The organism is Streptomyces sp. NPDC040410, assembly GCF_055595715.1.
On record NZ_JBVIVK010000020.1, the window covers coordinates 100,387 to 119,689 of the forward strand.

At 71.8% G+C, this 19,303-nt stretch carries 15 protein-coding genes and 1 pseudogene; 13 read left to right on the top strand and 3 right to left on the bottom strand.

Going from position 1 to position 19,303, the window contains the following annotated elements:
* The first annotated feature begins 37 nt into the window (after nt 1-37).
* The 4 genes and pseudogenes from ACZ562_RS31095 to ACZ562_RS31110 all read left to right on the top strand — a co-directional run bounded on the left by ACZ562_RS31095 (nt 38) and on the right by ACZ562_RS31110 (nt 3,598).
* Nucleotides 38-517 (top strand): NUDIX hydrolase, encoded by a 480-nt coding sequence (locus ACZ562_RS31095; RefSeq protein WP_471185898.1) that lies wholly within the window; start codon nt 38-40, stop codon nt 515-517.
* A gap of 54 nt (nt 518-571) precedes the next feature.
* Nucleotides 572-1,372 (top strand): 3-hydroxybutyrate dehydrogenase, encoded by an 801-nt coding sequence (locus ACZ562_RS31100; RefSeq protein WP_471185901.1) that lies wholly within the window; start codon nt 572-574, stop codon nt 1,370-1,372.
* Between the two features lie 13 nt (nt 1,373-1,385).
* A pseudogene (locus tag ACZ562_RS31105) lies at nt 1,386-1,598 on the top strand (endonuclease V); the annotation flags it as partial.
* Between the two features lie 2 nt (nt 1,599-1,600).
* Entirely contained in the window at nt 1,601-3,598 is a 1,998-nt protein-coding gene (locus ACZ562_RS31110; RefSeq protein WP_471185904.1) for a helix-turn-helix domain-containing protein, read from the top strand.
* A gap of 54 nt (nt 3,599-3,652) precedes the next feature.
* On the opposite strand, the gene ACZ562_RS31115 is transcribed toward ACZ562_RS31110, so the two are convergent.
* Nucleotides 3,653-5,035: an MFS transporter gene (locus ACZ562_RS31115; RefSeq protein WP_471185907.1), complete on the bottom strand. Its 1,383-nt coding sequence runs from the start codon at nt 5,033-5,035 to the stop codon at nt 3,653-3,655.
* A gap of 422 nt (nt 5,036-5,457) precedes the next feature.
* Between ACZ562_RS31115 and ACZ562_RS31120 the strand changes: the two genes are divergently transcribed.
* Both ACZ562_RS31120 and ACZ562_RS31125 read left to right on the top strand, forming a co-directional pair.
* On the top strand, nt 5,458-7,095 hold the full coding sequence (locus ACZ562_RS31120; protein WP_471185910.1) for a sigma-70 family RNA polymerase sigma factor: 1,638 nt from the start codon (nt 5,458-5,460) through the stop codon (nt 7,093-7,095).
* A 101-nt stretch (nt 7,096-7,196) separates the two neighbouring features.
* On the top strand, nt 7,197-7,808 hold the full coding sequence (locus ACZ562_RS31125; RefSeq protein ID WP_471185913.1) for a TetR/AcrR family transcriptional regulator: 612 nt from the start codon (nt 7,197-7,199) through the stop codon (nt 7,806-7,808).
* A gap of 124 nt (nt 7,809-7,932) precedes the next feature.
* On the opposite strand, the gene ACZ562_RS31130 is transcribed toward ACZ562_RS31125, so the two are convergent.
* A complete protein-coding gene (locus ACZ562_RS31130) occupies nt 7,933-10,008 on the bottom strand; it encodes a SpoIIE family protein phosphatase (protein ID WP_471185916.1) in 2,076 nt (691 codons plus the stop codon).
* Between the two features lie 233 nt (nt 10,009-10,241).
* Here ACZ562_RS31130 and ACZ562_RS31135 point away from each other — a divergent pair, with 233 nt between their 5' ends.
* The 4 genes from ACZ562_RS31135 (at nt 10,242) to ACZ562_RS31150 (ending at nt 15,572) form a co-directional block, all read left to right on the top strand.
* Entirely contained in the window at nt 10,242-12,935 is a 2,694-nt protein-coding gene (locus ACZ562_RS31135) for a winged helix-turn-helix domain-containing protein (protein ID WP_471185918.1), read from the top strand.
* 142 nt (nt 12,936-13,077) lie between these two features.
* Nucleotides 13,078-14,706, top strand: a complete 1,629-nt coding sequence (locus ACZ562_RS31140; protein WP_471185921.1) for an MFS transporter — start codon at nt 13,078-13,080, stop codon at nt 14,704-14,706.
* Between the two features lie 17 nt (nt 14,707-14,723).
* Entirely contained in the window at nt 14,724-15,242 is a 519-nt protein-coding gene (locus tag ACZ562_RS31145; protein ID WP_471185922.1) for a hypothetical protein, read from the top strand.
* Nucleotides 15,243-15,368: 126 nt separating this feature from the next.
* The gene (locus ACZ562_RS31150; RefSeq protein ID WP_471185925.1) at nt 15,369-15,572 is read left to right on the top strand and encodes a hypothetical protein; all 204 of its coding nucleotides are present in this window, start codon (nt 15,369-15,371) and stop codon (nt 15,570-15,572) included.
* A 20-nt stretch (nt 15,573-15,592) separates the two neighbouring features.
* Here ACZ562_RS31150 and ACZ562_RS31155 read toward each other — a convergent pair whose 3' ends face one another.
* Nucleotides 15,593-17,002 (bottom strand): DUF2252 domain-containing protein, encoded by a 1,410-nt coding sequence (locus ACZ562_RS31155; RefSeq protein ID WP_471185928.1) that lies wholly within the window; start codon nt 17,000-17,002, stop codon nt 15,593-15,595.
* 325 nt (nt 17,003-17,327) lie between these two features.
* Here ACZ562_RS31155 and ACZ562_RS31160 point away from each other — a divergent pair, with 325 nt between their 5' ends.
* The 3 genes from ACZ562_RS31160 to ACZ562_RS31170 all read left to right on the top strand — a co-directional run bounded on the left by ACZ562_RS31160 (nt 17,328) and on the right by ACZ562_RS31170 (nt 19,143).
* Entirely contained in the window at nt 17,328-17,990 is a 663-nt protein-coding gene (locus ACZ562_RS31160) for an HdeD family acid-resistance protein (RefSeq protein WP_471185931.1), read from the top strand.
* A gap of 217 nt (nt 17,991-18,207) precedes the next feature.
* Nucleotides 18,208-18,663 carry an SHOCT domain-containing protein gene (locus tag ACZ562_RS31165; protein WP_471185934.1) on the top strand — a complete coding sequence of 152 codons (456 nt, stop codon included), beginning with the start codon at nt 18,208-18,210 and terminating at the stop codon, nt 18,661-18,663.
* Nucleotides 18,664-18,696: 33 nt separating this feature from the next.
* Entirely contained in the window at nt 18,697-19,143 is a 447-nt protein-coding gene (locus tag ACZ562_RS31170; RefSeq protein ID WP_471185937.1) for a DUF7144 family membrane protein, read from the top strand.
* Nucleotides 19,144-19,303 lie beyond the last annotated feature (160 nt).

Consider the following 19,303-nt stretch of genomic DNA (forward strand, 5'->3'; position numbering starts at 1 on the left):
CCGGAGCGACGGAACCGGCCCGTTAGGGTCGGGGGCCATGGCTACTCCTGACTTCATCCGCACGCTGCGCGCCTCCATCGGTCACGACCTGCTGTGGCTGCCCGGCGTGAGCGCCGTCGTCTTCGACGACGAGGGCCGCGTGCTGCTCAACCGCCGCTCGGACAACCGCAAGTGGTCGCTGATCGGCGGCATTCCGGAGCCGGGGGAGCAGCCGGCGGCCTGCGCCGTGCGGGAGATCCACGAGGAGACGGGGGTGCGGGCCGTCGTCGAGCGGATGATCGTCGTCCAGGCGCTGCACCCCGTGACGTACGACAACGGTGACATCTGCCAGTACATGGACATCTCCTTCCGCTGCCGGGCCGTCGGCGGCGAGGCACGGGTCAACGACGACGAGTCTCTGGACGTGGGCTGGTTCGCGGTGGACGCGCTGCCGGACCTGAACGAGTTCGCGCTTCTGCGGATCAAGCAGGCGATGTCCGACTCACCGACATGGTTCGACCCTACGAGTTTCAGCTGAAGTATGGGCTGTGACCATATGTGGCCGGGCGGAGGTGCTGCCTAGGGTCGAGACATGACCCCGAGCAGCGCCCATCCGGCCCCCCGCCCCCCCTCGCTCGACCTCGGCGGCCGCACCGCCCTGGTCACCGGCGCCGCCGGCGGCATCGGCCGCGCCTGCGCGCTGCGGCTCGCGGCCGCCGGGGCCAAGGTGAGAGCGGTCGACCGGGAGGCCGCGGGACTGACGGAGCTCGCCGAGCAGAGCCGGGGCCTCGCCGGCACCGTCGAACCGCACGTCCTCGACCTCACGGACCTGGACGCCGCCGAACTCGCCGCTGCGGGCACCGACGTCCTCGTCAACAACGCCGGACTGCAACTGGTACGCCCCATCGAGCAGTTCCCGCCCGAGGTCTTCCACACCGTGCTCACCGTGATGCTGGAGGCACCGTTCCGGCTCATACGCGGTGCCCTGCCCCACATGTACGGGCAGGGGTGGGGCCGCATCGTGAACGTGTCCTCCGTCCACGGAGTGCGCGCATCGGCCTACAAGTCGGCCTATGTGGCCGCCAAACACGGCCTGGAGGGCCTGTCGAAGACGGCCGCCCTCGAAGGCGCCTCCCACGGTGTCACCTCGAACTGTGTGAACCCGGCCTATGTGCGCACCCCACTGGTCGAGCAGCAGGTCGCCGACCAGGCCCGGGCGCACGGCATCCCCGAGGAGCGGGTCCTGTCCGAGGTGCTCCTGCAGGACAGCGCGGTCAAACGGCTCATCGAACCTGAGGAGGTCGCCGAGGCCGTCGCGTATCTGTGCAGCCCGCAGGCCTCCTTCGTGACCGGCACATCGCTCGTCCTCGACGGCGGCTGGACCGCGCACTGAGCGCGCCGCTGCCCCGCGCATCCGCGAGACGGTCAGACCGGTGTTCGTCTCGGTGGGCCACCACGTGAGCATCGGCGAAGCCTGCGTCCACACCTTCGCGCTTGACCCCGGACACCGCCTGCCGAAGGCGACCCGCCGGGCGGCCGCGCCGTGCCGACGTGCCGCGGTGGCCCGCGGAGTTGTCCACAGGGCTGACGGGCCGGGCGGGTCATGGGGAATCCTGTGAGCATGTCCAGCGATCACGTGCAGTCCGCCGAGCGCTTCGCCGCCCGCGCCACCGCCCCGGCCGACGGCGCCGAGGCCCCGGCCCGAGCGCTCCCCGGTGCCGGACCGACCTCCGGCAGCGCCGAGGCGCCCTATCTCGAACTGCTCGCCCGTGGGGCGTCCGCGGACGCCTACGAGCAGCCGGTGCTGGTCGCCCGCGCCGAGGGCCGGTCCGCCGAGCGGATCGCCGCGCTGGAACAGACCAAGCTGCTCGCCCTGCGCGTCCGCTCCGAACTGGAGGGACGGCGCCGGCGCGAGGCCGAACTGTCCGCGCTCTTCGAGACCGCCCACGACCTGGCCGGGCTGCGCGACCTGGACGCGGTGCTGCAGGCGATCGTGCAGCGGGCCCGCTCGCTGCTCGGCACGGCCGTCGCGTACCTCAGCCTGAACGACCCGGCGCGCGGCGACACCTACATGCGGGTGACCGAGGGTTCGGTCGCCGCCCGCTTCCAGCAGCTGCGGCTCGGGATGGGGGAGGGCCTCGGCGGCCTAGTCGCCCAGTCGGCCCGTCCCTACGTCACCGACGACTACTTCAAGGACGACCGCTTCCAGCACACCCTCGCGATCGACTCGGCCGTACGGGACGAGGGCCTGGTCGCCATCCTCGGCGTGCCCCTGATGCTGGGGCAACACGTCATCGGGGTCCTGTTCGCGGCGGACCGGCGTGCCCGGGTCTTCGAACGCGAGCAGATCGCCCTGCTCGGCTCGTTCGCCGCGCTCGCGGCGGCCGCCATCGACACCGCGAACCTGCTCACCGAGACCCGCTCGGCCCTGGCCGGCCTGGAGCGGGCCAACGAGATCATCCGGGACCGCAGCGGGGTCATCGAGCGCGCCTCCGACGTCCACGACCGGCTCGCCGAACTCGTCCTGCGCGGCGGCGGGGTGCACGACGTGGCCGCCGCGGTCTCCGAAGTCCTCGACGGCACCGTCGAGTTCACCGAAGCAGCCGTCGCCCCGGCGCAGGCCCTGGTGACGTCACGCTCCGAAGGACACGCGGTACGGCACGAGGACAACTGGATCGCCGCGGTGGCCGCGGGCGGCGAGCTGCTCGGCGCCCTCGTGCTGCGCGGTCATCCGGGACTCGACCCCGTCGACCAGCGGACCCTGGAGCGCGCCGCGATGGTCACCTCGCTGCTGCTGCTCGCCCGACGGTCCGCCGCCGAGGCCGAGCAGCGTGTGCGCGGCGAACTGCTGGACGACCTGCTGGACGCCCGTGACCGCGACCCGCGTCTGCTGCGGGAACGCGCGTCCCGGCTGCGCGCCGATCTCGACGCCGCCCATGTGGTGCTCGCCGCCCGTCTCGACGGTCCCGCCGCCGACGCCGACCAGGAGGCGGCCGCCCGCAGGCGCCTGTGGTCCGCCGCCTCGCACCTCGCCGCCACCCGGCACGGGCTGGCCGCCGCGCGCGACGGCGGCACCGTCCTGCTGCTGCCCCTGGAAGCCGGCGACACCGCGACGGAGCTGGCCCGCCGCACCGCACGACACCTCGGCACCGCCGTGCACGAGGCGGTCACGGTCGGCGCCTCAGCCTCCGTCGAGGAACTCGCCGTGCGCCCGGACGCCGTGGCCGCCGCCTACGAAGAAAGCCGGCGCTGCCTCGACGCCCTGCGGCTCCTCGGCCGCCCCGGGGACGGAGCGGCCGCCGAGGACTTCGGCTTCCTGGGCCTCCTGCTGGCCGGGGACCGGGACATCACGGGCTTCGTCGACCGAACCATCGGCCAGGTCGTCGACTACGACGCACGGCGCGGCACCGACCTGGTGCGCACCCTGGACGCGTACTTCGCCTGCGGGATGAGCCCCGCCCGCACCAAGGACGACCTGCACGTCCACGTCAACACGGTCGCGCAGCGCCTGGAGCGGGTCGGCCGCCTCCTCGGCGACGACTGGCAGAGCCCCGCCCGAGCCCTGGAGATCCAACTCGCTCTGCGCCTGCACCGCTTGTCGGGCCCGGCCCAGCACTGACCCCCGCACGCACAGGCGTACGGGGGCCCGGTTCCGGGGGACAGGCCGGAGGGATCAGGCGGTGCGGGCGTCCGCGGCCCGGGCGGTCGCGGGCTCCCCGTCGGCGGCGGGCTCGATGTCGGCCAGGTCCCGGTGGCGGGTCTCCTTGGCCGCTCCGACGGCGATGACCGTCAGGACGGCGGCGGCGATGACGTACAGCGCTATGGGGGTGGAGCTGTCGTAGTCGGCCAGCAGCGCGGTGGCGATCAGCGGGGCGGGCGCGCCTGCCGCGACCGAGGCGAACTGGGCGCCGATGGAGGCACCGGAGTAGCGCATCCGGGTCGCGAACATCTCGGAGAAGAAGGCGGCCTGGGGCGCGTACATCGCGCCGTGCAGCACCAGGCCGACGGTCACGGCCAGGATCAGGTTGCCGAAGCCGCCGGTGTCGACCAGCCGGAAGAACGGGAACATCCACAGACCGACACCCACCGCGCCCAGCAGGTACACCGGCCGGCGGCCGATCCGGTCCGACAGCGCGCCCCAGGCCGGGATGACGGCGAAGTGCACGGCCGAGGCGATCAGCACCGCGTTGAGCGCGGTCTGCTTGGAGACACCGGCCGACGTGGTGGCGTAGACGAGGATGAACGCGGTGATGACGTAGTAGCTGATGTTCTCCGCCATGCGGGCGCCCATCGCCACCAGCACATCGCGCCAGTGGTGCCGCAGCACGGAGACGATCGGCAGTTTCTCGGCGTCGGCCGTCTCCGACTTGCGGGCCTCCGCCCGAGCCAACGCCTGCTTGAAGACCGGCGATTCATCGACAGAGAGACGAATCCACAAGCCGACGATCACCAGGACCCCGGAGAGCAGGAACGGGATCCGCCAGCCCCAGGAGGTGAAGGCGGCGTCCGACAGCACGGCGGTCAGCAGGGACAGCACACCGGTCGCGAGGAGTTGCCCCGCGGGCGCTCCGGTCTGCGGCCAGGAGGCCCAGAAGCCGCGGCGCCGCGCGTCGCCGTGCTCGGAGACCAGCAGCACGGCCCCGCCCCACTCGCCGCCGAGCGCGAAGCCCTGGACCAGGCGCAGCGTGGTCAGCAGCACGGGCGCGGCGGTCCCGACCGTGGCGTGCGTCGGCAGCAACCCGATCGCGAACGTCGCGCCGCCCATCAGCAGCAGGCTCAGGACGAGCAGCTTCTTGCGTCCGAGCCGGTCGCCGTAGTGCCCGAAGACCAGGGCGCCCAGCGGACGGGCGGCGAAGCCGACGGCGTACGTCAGGAACGACAGAAGTGTGCCGACCAGCGGGTCGGAGCCCGGAAAGAACAGCTTGTTGAAGACAAGGGCGGCGGCGGAGCCGTAGAGGAAGAAGTCGTACCACTCGATGGTGGTGCCGATGAGGCTGGCGGCGACGATGCGGCGGAGGTTCGCGGGCGGCGGGGGAGCGGTTGCTGCGGAGGGCATGTGCACCACTTCCGGGGTTCGGTGGGGACGGGTACGTGTTGCCACACCGTAGGAACGTGCAGGTCAGGGGCACATGTGGCGGGACTACATAGTTCAAGCGCGGTGTGTGCGTGCAGGCCATATGTCTGCGAGGCCGGTGCCCCTCCATGCGTGAGGCCGGACGAGGATCCCCGACCGTGCCCATCCGGCCGGCAAGGCGCCCCGGACTGGCGGGCGTTGGGGGAGCGGCGTGTGATCCTCACGCCTGCTCTCCGAAGCCCGGCTCGATGACCTTGATGTGACGTCCTCCCTTGCGTCGCCGGGCCGGTGCAGTGAAGTCTCTCGTCGAGCGAGTGTCCGAAGAACTGTTATCCGAGGCTCATCAAGCGATCTCCCATGTATCGGACAGCAGTCGTTCGGCGTCGAGGACAGGGAAGTTTTTGATGAGTACAGAGCGCACGACGGGGTCGGCGGCACTGGTGACAGCTGCCCGAGGGGGCGACCCGCAGGCTCAGGACGCCCTGGTCAGTGCGTACCTCCCGCTGGTCTACAACATCGTGGGGCGGGCTCTGAACGGCTCGGTCGATGTCGACGACGTGGTGCAGGACACCATGCTCCGCGCCCTTGACGCCCTGGGCGGTCTGCGTACTCCCGAGAGCTTCCGCTCCTGGCTCGTGGCGATCGCGATGAATCAGGTCCGGGCGCACTGGCAGAACCGGCAGTTCGCGCCGGGCGCCGTGGAGGAGGCCGAGGACCTCGCGGATCCCGGTGCCGACTTCGTGGACCTGACCATGGTGCAGCTGCAGCTGTCCGGTCAGCGCCAGGAGACCGCACGCGCGACGCGCTGGCTGGAGCCGGATGACCGAGGCCTGTTGTCGCTGTGGTGGCTGGAGTGCGCCGGCGAGCTGACCCGGACCGAGGTCGCCGCGGCCCTGGAGCTGTCGCCTCAGCACACGGCGGTCCGGGTGCAACGCATGAAGGCGCAGCTGGAGGCGGCCCGCGTGGTGGTGCGGGCGCTCGACGCGCGGCCGCGGTGCGAGGAACTGCGTGACGTGTCGGCCTCCTGGGACGGTCGGCCCTCGGCGCTGTGGCGCAAGCGAATAGCCCGGCACGCCCGCGGCTGCACACTCTGCTCCGGCCTGTGGAGCGGATTGATGCCCGCAGAGGGGCTGCTGGCCGGTCTGGCGCTGGTCGCCGCGGCACCCGCGCTGCTGGAGGGAGTGCTTTCCGCCTCCGGCGGCATGGCCGCGGCCGGCTCGGCGTCCCCGCTCGGCGCGGCCGGTGGCCATGCAGGACCGGGCCCGGGAGCCGGACACCGTGCCGCGGGCGGCCGGGCGACCACCCGCGGCGAGGCCCGTCGACGCCGGCGCATCCGGCGCCGGGCCGTCGGCGGTGCGGTTGTGGCGGCCTGCGTAGCGGGTGGCGGCCTCTGGTACCTGGGCACGGACTCCGGGACTGGGACCGAAGGGGCGACCGCCGCGCGGACCGCCGGCGCACCCGTCGTCGACCTGTCGGAATCCGGTGCCGTGGAGACCTCGCCCTCGGCCTCCACCTCTCCGTCGCCGTCAGCGTCGAAACCGAAGAAGGCGAGCGCATCCAAGAGCCCGCGTCCTGCCAGGAAGAGCGTGCCGGCTCCGAGGCAGTCCCCCCGGCCGACTCGGAGTTCGGCCAGTACCCCGCAGGCGCAGTCGGCACCGGCGGGCACCGTTGCGCAGGTGGTCGCGCTGGTGAACAAGGAGCGGGCGGCCGCCGGCTGCGGTCCGCTCACCGAGGACGCACAACTGGACAAGGCCGCGCAGGGCCACTCCGACGACATGGCCGCCCGCGACTTCTTCGACCACACCAACCCGGACGGCGCCGACCCCGGGCAGCGCATCACCGCCGCGGGCTACCGCTGGTCCACCTACGGGGAGAACATCGCCCGGGGCCAGCAGACACCGGAGGCGGTTATGGACTCCTGGATGAACAGCCCCGGCCACCGAGCCAACATCCTCAACTGCTCGTTCAAGGACATCGGCGTGGGTGTCGACGACGGTCCGGGCGGCCCGTGGTGGACGCAGGCCTTCGGCGCCAGGCTCTGAAGCGCAGACAGCCGCCCGCGGTGCGGATGGGTGACACCAGGGAGGCGGAGTTGAGGGAAAATGGTCATGGCGTACGACCATCGAACGAGGGGAGCCGCAGGGTGTCCACCAAGGTGCGCACGGCCGACACGCGCGAGCGCATCCTGACCGCGGCGTGCGAGGTCATCGCCGACATCGGCTTCGAGAAGATCCGGATGCGCATGGTCGCCGAGCGGGCAGGCGTGTCGACAGCGCTGCTGCACTATCACTTCGACACGCGCGAGAAGCTGTTCACCGAGGCGATGACCTACTCCTTCGCCAGCACCGCCGTCGACGTGGAACGCGACGCGGGGACGGCGACGGCGGCAGTCAGTCTGGCCCGCATCCTGCGCAGCCTCCTGCCGACCGATCCCCAACTGCACCAGGACTGGCGGCTGTGGCAGGAACTGTGGGTCCGGGCGCTGCGCGACGAGACCGCCCGGGCCTTCGCCGTGGACCTGTACACGCAGCTGCACGCCCGGGTGGCCGGCGCGGTACGGCGCGGCGTGGCGTCCGGCGAGTTCACGCCGACCGACGTGGACGACCTCAGCACCCTCGTCCTGTCCCTCAGCGACGGCTACGGCATCCGCCTCATGCTGCGCGATCCGACGGTCACCCCGGACACGGCGCTCACGTCCATCTGGCGCCACGTCTCCGCCGCGCTCGGCCTGCCGGCCACCCTGCCCACGCAGTGAGTTCTCCGGAGCGCGGGCCGACCTCGTACCGCCCATGAGCACGGGGCCGGTGCCGACCGCGTCGATCCGGGTGTTCGAAGTCATCCCGGCAACCGTCGTCCGGCGGCGTGTTCGGGGACTGACCTCAGAGTGAGCGGGGGATCCGGGAGTCGTCCGGCAGCGGCTGCTCGGTCCAGATCGTCTTGCCCGGAGCCGTGTACCGGGTGCCCCACGCCTGCGCCAGCTGCGCGGTGATGAACAGGCCTCGGCCGCCTTCGTCGACCGTGCCCGCGTGACGCAGGTGCGGTGCGGCAGAGGCCGCGTCCCGCACCTCGCAGGTCAGGTTGCGGTCATGGATCAGGCGGAGTTCGAGCGGTGGGCTTCCGTAGCGCACGGCGTTGGTGACGAGTTCGCTGACGATGAGCTCGGTGTTGGAGGCGGTCTCGTCGTCCACGCCCCACGCGGCGAGCTGACCGCGGGTGCGGCGCCGGGCGACCGCCACGGCCGCGGGGTCGGAGTCGAGCGGCCACACGGCGAGCCGGTCGGCGGGAAAGGACCGGGTGCGCGCGACGATCACCGCGGCATCACCGGCGCCCAGATCTGCCGGGAGTGCGTAGACGAGGGCGTCGCACAGGTCCTGGAGCGGGCGGTCGCGGATCTCCCGAGCCGACGGCAGCAGCCCCGAGGATTCGTCTGCGAGGTATGAGGTGAGGAGCGGGTCACTGGTGAACACCAGGACGCTGCCGTCGGGCACCTCCACGTCGACGGCCGCGAACGGGGCGCCCTCCGTCGTGCCCAGCCGCGGTCCGGCCGGTGTGCCGGGGACGGTGACCGTTCGGTCGGGGCGCACGACGAGCGGGGCCAGATGGCCGGCCGCCGCGATCGCGCAGACGCCGGTCAGCGGGTCGTGCACCGCGTACACGCAGTCTGCGGCGAGCGCTTCGCGGCGCAGCGGATCGCCGAGGGGGAGATGCGCCCGTTCGGCGGCGAGATGGCCCGCCGTGTCGTGCAGCCGGGCGAGGAGCTCGTCGGGTGCGAGGTCGAACGCCGACAGGGAGCGTACGGCGGTACGCAGTTGCCCCATGGTCGCGGCCGCGTTCAGACCGCGTCCCGGCACCCTGCCGACGACGAGGGCGGTGCGGGCTCCGGACAGGGCGATGGTGTCGTACCAGGCGCCGGGATCGGCACCCGTGACGGAGAGGTACGCGGTCTCCAGCGACGCGTGTGTCTCCGGGCGGCGGGGGAGCAGTTGGCGCTGCACCGTGGCGGCGACGGTGTGCTCCCGTGTGTAGCGCCGTGCGTTGTCGATGCACAGTGCCGTGTGCGCGGCCAGTTCGACCGAGAGCTCCCGGTCTTCTTCGTCGAAGGGAGCCGTGTCCTCGACGCGGTAGAGACTCACGATGCCGAGAGCCGCGTCGCGCAGCGCCAGGGGAACCACGAGGAGGGAATGGGCCTGAGACGAGCGGATCGCCTCCGCGCGCGGGAGATCGACGGACAGCCAGGGAGCGGCAGGATGCAGCGGGACCACCCGGGGACGCAGGTCGGTCAGGGCCTGGGTATAGGGGGTCGGAGCCGGCAGCCGGCGGACGTCGCCGACCGGATGGGCCTGCGTCGTCTCCGTACGGGCGCTGCGGAACGCGGTGCGCATCAGGGGCGTGCCCGTGGGCAGCGGGGCCAGCGGCGGGTCGTCGCCGCGTAGGACGGCATCAACCACCTCGACGATCGCGACGTCGGCGAACGCGGGGACCACGGCCTCGACGAGTTCCTCGCCGGTCACGACGGGATCCAGCGTGCGTCCCACATGCCGGCGTACGGCGTCGAGCACCCTGGTGCGGGTGCGGCCGCGTTCCCGTTCGGTGACGTCCACGGAGGTGACCGCCACTCCGAGCACCGACCGGCGCGGGCTCACCAGGCGCAGCGCGCTGATCTCGAAGTGCCGCTCCTGCGGCGGGTCCCCCTTGGCCCGCACCCGGACGATGCGCTGCAGCAGGGGTACTCCGGTGTCCAGCACCTTGCGCAGAAGTGCCTCGGCGTCGGCGTTCTCGACGACGCCGTAGACGTCGCGGGCCGGGCGGCCTCGCAGGTCCTCCAACCGCACGCCCCGCATTCCGGGGGCGCTGGTGTTGACCCGGACCACCCGCAGACGCGTGTCCAGCAGGTGGAGCCCGATCGGTGACTGGGTGAACAGCGCCTCCAGCATCGAGGCGGCTGTCTCGTCCACGCCCCCCCGGCCAGGATCGCTGTCCGCCACACGGACCACCTCCGAGCTCCGTCCTGCGTTGTGCTCCGGCGCACGGCTGCCCTGTATCCGGTCCTGCTTCAAGCGTGCTCCGGGGGCACCGCGACCGCACCTCGCGCTGGTCACGGCAGCCCTCTCGCAGCGCGCACACGCGAGAACGCTGGGATGCTGGGGAAGGAGCGCCCATGACCTGACGACGTGTGGCGGTGAGCGCCATGGCTGGGCTCGACGAGAACGGTCCCCAATCGACAGGGCCGGAGGCTGATCCCCAGGGGGATCCCTTTCTGCGCACACGGTTCGCCGTACCGACGCGCCCCGCGACGTTCCTGCGGCGCAGCCGCCTGGTCAAGCATCTCGACCAAGCCCTTCTGACACCGTTGACCATGGTCAACGGAGCTGCCGGCGCGGGCAAGACCCTGCTGGTCGCCGACTGGGCCGCACGGCGGGAGCCGCCCGTCGCCTGGCTCACCACCGATGCCGGAGTCCAGGGCCACGGGATGTTCTGGGCATATCTGCTCCAGGCCCTGCGTGCCTCAGGCGTTCCGCTGTCCACCGATGTCGGCGGCCCCGCGGACGTCGGCCGCGTGGACCAGACGCTGCTGACGCGGCTCGCCACCGATCTGGGCATTCGGGACCGGCCCGTGATCGTGGTGCTCGACGAGTTCGACCGTGTCACCGACCCGGAGATCGCGGAGCAGCTGGAGTTCGTCCTGCACCACGCGGGACCGGGCATGCACCTGGTTCTCGTCACCCGCACCGAACCGCTGCTGCCGCTGCACCGCTATCGGGCGGTGGGCGAGATGACGGAGATCAGGGACGCCGAGCTGGCCTTCACTCCCGAGGAGGCGGCCGTCCTGCTGGAACTGCACGGGCTGCGCCTTCCGGTGCACGCCGCGCGCACGCTCGTCGAGCGCACCCGGGGATGGGCCGCAGGGCTGCGGCTGTGTGCCCTGGCAGCGCAGGAGAGCCCGGACCCGGCGACGTATCTGAAGGAATTCGAGGCCGACCGCACGACTGTCGCCGACTTCCTGCTCGCGGAGGTCCTCAAACGGCAGACCCCCGAGACGCAGGACCTCCTGCTGCGGGTCAGCGTCGTGGACCGCTTCTGTCCGGAGCTGGCGAACGCGCTGACCGAGCGCTGCGATGCCGAGCCCATCCTGGCCGGGCTGCACCGCGAGAACGCGTTCGTCGAGGACCTCGGGCACGGCTGGTACCGCCTCCACCCGCTGTTCGGGGAGATCCTCCGGGCCCATCTGCGGGTGCGTTCTCCCGGCCTGGAGCCCGAACTCCACCGGCGGGCCGCCGCATGGCTGCGGCGGTCCGGATCCCTCGCGGAGACGCTCGGCCACGGTGCCGCCGCGGGCGACTGGGAGTTCACCGCCGCTGCCCTCGTCGACGACCTCGCCATCGGCCAGCTCTTCACCGGCCTTCGCTCCGACGACCTCGCCGAGCTGTTCGCCCGTATGGGGCCCGAGGCCACGAGCCCTGCCACGGACCTCGTCCGCGCGGCCCGTGAGCTGTCCCGGTGCGAGCTCGAACGCGGCCTGACCCACCTGCGTCACGCGGAGCAGGGCCTGGCGCAGATGGAGGTCGAAGAGCGCTCGGCGGGCGACGCACCCGACCCGGCGGCGGCCCGGCTCAGCTGTGCCCTGCTGGAAGCCCTGGCAGCCCGGCTGTCCGGTGCGCCGGGACGGGCGGAGAAGGCGGCGGCGGAGGCCGAGAGACTGCGGGAGAGGGTCCCTGCCCACCTCCTGGACAAGCACCCCGAGCTCACCGCCCTTCTGCTGGCCCATCTCGGCTCCACGCGGCTGTGGGCCGGGCGCTTCGACGACGCACGGACCGCCTTGTCCGCGGTGGCCGGCTGCTCCGGCGGAGCTTCGACGGCGCTGCCGCGCGAGGACTCCCTGGGCCGCCTGGCCCTGATCGACTACCTGAACGGCTGGCTGGACAGGGCCGAGCGCAAGGCCCGGGCGGCGATGACCGAGAGGGAGCGGTTCAGCCTGTCCCAGCCGTCCTGCTCCGGCATGGGGCGGCTGGTCCTGGCCGCCGTGGCCGTCGACCGCAACGAACTGGACCAGGCCCAGGCCCTGCTCGACGCGGCGGCCGACGAGCGCCCCGCGATGCGGGACCCGGTGACGGAGGCGGGCCGCGCCATCGTCACCGCGCGTCTGCTGCTGGCCCGCGGTGACACACGGGGTGCGCTCGAAGCGGCGGATCCGGACGTCGCCACCGACGTGGCCTCACCGTGGGCGCAGGGGCACACGGCGCTGGTCGCCTCGGCCGCACATCTGGCCGAAGGCCGGCCGGAGACGGCCGCCAGGCTGCTGGAGGCAGTGCCCGACGAGCAGGTGGCGTGTGCTGTGGAAGCCGCGCGGGCCCAACTCGCCGCGGGCAAGCCCGGTGCGGCGATGGAACTCCTCGACAGAGTGCACGCCGATGGCCGCGCCGGCCCCGCCGTGACCATCCGGGCCACGCTGGTGAGAGCGCAGGCCGCGGACCGGGCCGGAGACGCCGCCACCTCGCGCAGGCTGGTCACGCAAGCCCTCCGGGAGGCGCGGCGGGAGCGGCTGCGCCGTCCCTTCCTCGAAGCGGGACCGTGGATCCGGCCGTTCCTGGGCACGGCGCAGATGCGGGCGCTGGCGGCCGGCTGGCTCACCCCCGCTCCGCCGCCGCACGGCGGGGCACCTCGACCCGCGGACCAGCCGTCGCCCATCGTGGAGGACCTGAGCGGACGCGAGCGCGACGTGCTGCAACGGCTGGCCCAGATGATGTCGACGGAGGAGATCGCCGCCGACCTGTACGTGTCGGTGAACACCGTCAAGACCCACCTCAAGAGCGTCTACCGGAAGCTGGCTGTCAACCGGCGCAACGACGCGGTGCGCCGCGCACGCGAACTGCGGTTGCTGTGACCACGCCTGCGGCTCGCCCGTGGGGGGTGAGGCACCGGGTGGGCTCTTCGGCTGCGATGGGGGTGGCGGGCGGACACCTGCTCCGGGCCGCTGCCCGGCCGGCTCCCCCGGCGTCCCGGGCCGACAGGGCGAGGTGGACGACGTGAAGCACTGGCGGGCTCTGATCGTCCTGGGCACGGCCCAGTTCCTGATGGTCCTGGACACGTCCGTCATGAACGTCTCCATCAGCCAACTGGTCGAGGACTTCGACACCGAGGTCACCGCCATCCAGGCCGTCATCACGCTGTACGCGCTGGTCATGGCCGCATTCATGATCATCGGTGGCAGGTTCGGAGACCTCTTCGGGCGACGGCGTCTCTTTCTCCTCGGTCTCGTCGTCTACGCCACGGGGTCGGCCCTGACGGCCGCGGCCCCCACCCTGTGGGTCCTCACTCTGGGATGGTCGGTCATCGAAGGACTCGGTGCCGCGATGGTGCTGCCGGCCATGGCGGCCCTCGTCGCGGAGTCCTACCGCGGGCGGGACCGGGCCGTCGCCTACGGCGTCATCGGCGGCCTCGCCGGGGCAGGCATCGCGGTCGGTCCGCTGCTGGGCGGCTGGGTGACGACCTACCTCACCTGGCGGCTGGTGTTCGCCGGCGAGGTCGTCGTGGTCATCGCCGTCCTGTGCTTCCGCAAGGTGATCACGGAATCCCCCCGGACCGGTCCGCGCCCCCGGCTGGACGGGGTCGGCGCCGCACTCTCGGCGGCCGGGCTGGGCCTGGCCGTGCTCGGTGTGCTGCAGTCCAGCTCCTGGGGATGGGTGCAGCCCCGCAACCCGCCGTTCACCGTCCTGGGCTTCGCGCCGACGCTGTTCGTCATAGCGGCGGGAATGGCCGTGCTGGCCGCCTTCGTACACTGGGAGAAGCGGCGGGACGCCCGCGGCGCCGAGCCGTTGGTCCATCTGCCCCTGCTGCGGGTACCCGCGCTGCGATCCGGCCTGCAGTGCCTGCTGACCCAGAACCTCATCCTGCTGGGACTGTTCTTCACCATCCCGCTGTACCTGCAGGTGGTTCAGGGGTTCGACGCCTTTGAGACGGGTCTGCGGCTGCTTCCGGTGTCCGTCACCATGCTCGTGGCCTCCATGGGAGCCGCCCGGCTGGGCCGGCTGGCCGGGCCGCGCCGGGTGGTCAGACTGGCCCTGCTGACCCTGACCGCCGCCATCGTGTGGCTGCTGGCCACCATCGACCCGGCCATCGACGACGCGCAGTTCGCCGGAGCCATGGCCCTGCTTGGCGTTGGCATGGGCCTGCTCGCCTCGCAACTGGGCAACGTCGTCCAGTCCAGCGTGGGCGAGGAGGAACGCAGCGAGGTCGGCGGACTGCAGTTCACGGCCCAGAACCTCGGCTCCGCACTGGGAACCGCGCTCATCGGTTCGCTGCTCATCGGCGCCCTGGCCCACGCCTTCACCACGCAGGTGGAGGAGAACCCGCGGCTGTCGGAGGAGACCCGCCAGCAGGTCGGAGTCGCCCTCGAGGCCGGGATCACCTTCGTGCCCACCGATCAGGTGCGCTCGGCGGCCGAACGTGCCGGGCTGCCGCCGTCCGAGGTCGACGCCCTCGCGGACTCGTACGCGGAGGCGCAGCTGGACGGCCTGAAGGCGGCGATCTTCGCCGCCGGCGGGATCACGCTGGCCGGCTTCCTGGTCACGCCGAATCTGCCGACCCGGCGGGCCGGCCCGCCTGAGCAACCGGACACCGGCACCCCGGCCGGCGCGATCGGCTCGTCCCGCTGACTTCGAGAGAGGCCGCGATGATCAGGACCGCGCATGCGACGGACCGGGCGCCCACCGCCGAGCGACGCGCCCATGCCGACTACACCGGGGGCGTCTACGGATCCATGCTCGCCGCCTCGGTGGTCGTCGGCGCCGGCACCCTGGAGTCGTTCAGTCGCGTGGATCTGGTGCTGCTGCTGCTGGTCACCGGCCTGGTGTTCTGGATCGCGCATGTGCACGCCCAGCTGTTCGGGGCACGGATGGCGCAGCGGGCGCTGGACCGCCGGATCGTGCTCCAGGTGTGCCGCGAGGAGTGGCCGATCGTCAAGGCCGCCCTCCCGCCGGCCGCCGCCGTGGCCGTAAGCCCCCTCCTGGGTCTCGACGTGCCGGGCACCCTCTGGCTGGCGCTCGCGGTCGCCGTGGCGGGCCAGGTGGGCTGGTCGGCCGCCGCGGCACGACGCGCGGGCGCCTCGTGGCGCCTGGTGGGTCTGACCGCCTCGGTGAACGTGGCACTCGGGCTGCTGATCATCGCCTTCAAGTTCTTCGTGACGCATTGAGGCAGGTGGAGCGCGCACGAGGCGTCGTTTCACCTCTGCCGGGTGAGGCCGGGCGGAGCGGCGGGACGGACGATCGCAGGGACAGGGCCCACCGCCTGTCCCTGGACACCCGGGGGAGAGCAGTTCATGCGCTACGAGATCCGCGTCGACGGACACATGTCGGACACGCTGACCAAGGCCTTCCCGGAGCTGGAGCATGTGCTGATGGCCGGTCAGACAGTCCTGTTCGGCTCCGTCGTCGACGAGGCACACCTGTATGGGCTGCTGGCCCGCTTCCAGTCGCTGGGACTGCGGGTCCTGGAGATGCGCCAGCTCCCCGAGACGGGCTGATCTCGCAAGACGCGCCGCTCTCAGAGGCTCTCCGCCCGGACCCTGCCGGAGCGGGCGGCGGCGGCCAACTCCTCGAAGTCCCGCTCGTTCTGGTCGGCGTAGTCCTGGGCGAACCCGATGAGCGCGCGATCGAAGCGGTCGCTCCCGCCCAGGTAGGCGGCGATGGCGACGGGGTCGCCCGAGCGGGCGTGGGCCCGCGCCAGACTGCCTCCGCACAGCTGCGCGAACAGACGGAGCCGGCCGGGGTCCATGGTGTCCGGCCGCGCTATGCCCTTCCAGTCCCGCAACTGGCGTACGTAGAAGTCCCGGCCCTGCCCGTCGATGCCCACCACACGGGTCCAGCCCAGGAAGATGTCACTGGTGGTCTGGATCAGCCGTTGTCCCGTCACCACACGGCGGCCCTGGTTGTCGTAGGTGTCGCCGTCCGTGTGTGCGGCGAGAACCGACAGCTGGGCCTCCTTCGCCTGCAGCAGCAGGGGGTCGGCGTCGTCCCTGCCCAGCAGGAGCAGGATCCAGCAGCGCGTTCCGACACTGCCGACGCCCACCACCTTCCGGGCGATGTCGACCAGGCGGTAGTGGCGCAGCAGATGCCGGCGCTCGGACGACAGGGTCCGCGCGTATCCCTCCAGGACGGCCCGGAGCTCCTTCTCCTGGCTGTCGTCGGAGGGTTCGGGCAGCAGATCCTGAAGTGGGGTGATCAGCGGCGGGTCGGGTGTGATCCGCCGGCCCCCGGGCGTGACCCGCGTGAGTTTCTCGAAGGCCTGGAGGTAGGTGCGGGTACGGGCCCGCGCCGTCGCCTCGGCGGCACGGCGCCTGGTGTCCTTGTCCATCGACGAGGCCAGCAGCTCGCGCATGCGGTCGACGTCGTCCTGGGCGTACCAGATGTCCAGGGTGCGCATGCCGGCGAACTCCCGCATCCGCTGCCGGTATGCCTGCACACAGGTCTGCACCGCGCCGCTCTGCTCCTTGACCGAGAAGCCGTTGGCCCTGCCCGCGATCGCGAAGCTGGCGGCCAGTCGCTTGACGTCCCATTCGAACGGCCCGGCCAGGGTCTCGTCGAAGTCGTTGATGTCGAAGACCAGATGACGCTCGGGCGAGGCGAGCAGCCGGAAGTTGAGCAGGTGAGCGTCCCCGCACAACTGCACTGTCAGGCCGGTGTGGGGGACAGGTCCGAGGTCCGCTGCCATGATGGCTGCGGCACCGCGGTAGAAGCGGAACGGGGATTCGAGCATGCGGCCGTAGCGGATCGGCACCAACTCAGGGATTCTCGTGACTGATTGACGCTCTATCACTTCTATGGGGTCAGGCCGTTCGCTCGCCGCGTCGAACGCGCCGTGGGACGAACGTGGCGCGCGCGTGCGCGCGTTCCTGCCGTACGCCGCCCTCTCGGCCGGTGACAGGGACGCCGTGAACGCGCTCGGGGTGGTCATGGCACGAACCTCCTGCCCGATGTCCTGGGAGCAGCCCCCCGCTGGTCGGCTGAAGGCCACCGGTGAGGTCGAGGGCGTCCCGCCGGTGCGCACGCGAGCAGGGCCCAGCTGCCGGTGCCCTCCCCGTCCGGGGGCAGCTGGTGGTACGCGGTGACGAGGGCCCTCCCTTCCGTCGCACGCCGACGCATGTGTCCGCACCCAGCTCATCGCTTCGGCGGTGCGCGCGGCTCACCCGCCGGGGGTGATCCGGTGCGCCGAGCGCGGGCGGGAGGCTGGGCCGGTGGGACCCCAGTGAGCACCTGTCTCGATCGCGCGAGGAGGAGCCATGACCGTGTCGCGTGGTCCGGCATCGGGCAGCGGACCGGAACACCTGCCCTACGGGACGGCTTCCGGGGCACCCGACGACCCCGCGGAACTGCTGGGGAGACTCGCACGCTCGTGGACGTGGATGCTCGGCTCGGCGGTCGCCACGCTCGTGCCGGGCATCCTGGTCCTGGTCTGGCCGGACGAGACCCTGCACGTCCTGGCGGTCCTCATCGGTCTGTACCTGCTGGTGACCGGGGCGTTCCGTTTCGTCGCGGCCTTCGGCCGGGACGAGTCCGGTGAACGGCTGCTCGGCCTGCTCCTAGCGGTGCTGTACGTCCTCGCCGGAGTGCTGTGCCTCAGGAACCCGCTGCAGACGGTCGCCGCGCTCTCGCTGGTCGTCGGGATCGTCTGGCTGGTGTCCGGCATCCTCACCCTCTTCACGGCCCTCGCCGCCAAGGACCTGCCCCACCGCGGCGCCGTCCTCGGCGCCGCGGTGATCGGCATCCTCGCGGGGATCGTCGTGCTGGCCCTGCCGGCCGAGTCGGCCCGGGCGCTGACCCGGCTGCTCGGTCTGTGGCTCGTCCTGCTCGGCCTGGTCGAGGTGGCGGTCGCCCTCGCATGGCGAGCCGCGCTCGGCCGGGCACGCACCACGGCGCCGCGGGGGCCTGCCGGGACCGACTGAGACCCCGTCGGCCGCCGCCGGGCCCGTGCACCGGCAGGCAGTGCGCCTGTCCGCCAGGCCTTCCACCGTCGACGAGGTGCGCCGGGTCTTCGCCGCCGCCCGGGAGAGCCGTCCCAAGTCTCACCCGCCTCGGGTGATGCTGCCGGGCTCTTGCCGTGCGCACGCTGAGAACGTCACGGAACGCCTGCCGGGCGAACGCCCGGAACGGAGGAGTGAGATGAGTGGGCAGTACCTCGCATACGACTTCCCGCTGCTGAGCGTCTTCTGGTCCATGCTGTGGTTCTTCCTGTGGATCATGTGGTTCGTCCTGCTCTTCCGGATCGTCGTCGACATCTTCCGTGACGACGTCCTGAGCGGCTGGGCGAAGGCCGGCTGGCTGGTGTTCGTCATCGTCCTGCCGTTCCTGGGCGTGCTGGTCTACGTGATCGCCCGCGGCAAGAACATGGGCCGCCGCGAGGTGGCACAGGCGCGTGCGCAGCAAGAGGCGTTGGACTCCTACGTCCGCGAGACCGCGCGGGGAGGCAGCAGCGTCGACGAGCTCGCCAAACTGTCCGAGATCCGGGCCCGCGGCGACATCTCGGACGAGGAGTTCCGCAGGGCGAAGGAACTGGTACTGAGCGGCCACGGCCCGTCGGAACACCCGGGCGCCGCCACCTCCACCTCCGGTCGCTGAAGCCACCGCACGAGACTGAAACGAGGCAACAGGATGACCGCGACACACACACCGCGCGCACACACGGCAAAGCGGGAGTGGGCCCAGGGCCTGACGGTTTTCGCAGCCGTCATGCTCATGATCGCAGGCCTGCTCGACATCTTCCGGGGCATCATGGGCATCGCCGAGGACGACGTCTTCATCGCGACCCGCAACTACGTCTTCGAGTTCGACCTCACCGGCTGGGGCTGGATCCACGTCGTTCTTGGCGCCATCGCCGTGATCGTCAGTCTTGGACTCTTCCAGGACGCGACGTGGGCGCGTGTCGTCGGCGTGGGCATCGCCGGACTCATCATCATCGCCAACTTCCTCGACCTGCCGTACTACCCGGTCTGGTCGATCGTGATGATCGCCATGTCGGGGTTCATCATCTGGGCCCTGTGCGTGTCCCGGCAGGGCGCGACCACCGACCCGTTCGACCGCCCGCCGCGCAACGTATGAACGCGCGGGGGGAGCGCGTCACATGGAAGGAAGCACACAGCGCCGAGGGGGGGGGGGAGGGGGGGGGGGGGGGGGTGGTGGTGGGGGGGGAGGCGGGGGGGAGTGGTCCGACACTTGCTAACTAAGTGGTTCCTGGGGTCGCCTTGTTTCCGGATACCCC